Source organism: Vibrio sp. 1069 (genome assembly GCF_033340555.1).
Window position 1 is genome coordinate 1 of the sequence record NZ_JAWOWP010000957.1, and the last position, 515, is coordinate 515.

The 515-nt window shown below is 46.4% G+C and carries 1 protein-coding gene; it reads left to right on the forward strand.

Annotation, left to right across the window (positions count from 1 at the left end):
* Window positions 1-515 (forward strand): hypothetical protein (locus tag R7040_RS30020; RefSeq protein ID WP_318098128.1); only part of this gene is annotated, 515 nt, incomplete at both ends.

Sequence of the window (515 nt, forward strand, 5' to 3'; positions counted from 1 at the left end):
AATGACCAAGACAACCATTCGACTGATAACGAAATGGGCGTAGGCGAGGAAGATGAGGCACTACCAAGTGTTATTGACACTACTCAGCCAAAAGGTGACGCCAACCTAGCTAAATCAGAACAGGGCCAAGAGCCTAAAACGAATGCGGCCAAAGATAGCATTGGGGTTCGAGAGATTGACGGCAAGCTCTACATTGAAGTTGATCCAGACAATGCAGCGGTAGCAAGTAAGGACGGTAAACATACGATTCCTTATGCAGTTCTAGAAAAGGCTCGCAATCAGGCGAGCGAAGCGTCAAGCCGTATGCAGGAGCTAGAGCAACAGTTAAGTGAAGCTACAACCGCCAAGGAAAAACTACAGCTATACACCAAGCAATTAGAAGAAGCTGGCATTACGCCTGAAAAGCTACCTGAAGAATTGCTGAACGATGAAAATGCACTCAATGCGCTGCGTGATGAGTTGCCAGAAACGGCAGCAAATTTACTAACGGCGCTAGTTAAGCGTTTTCAAAGTAA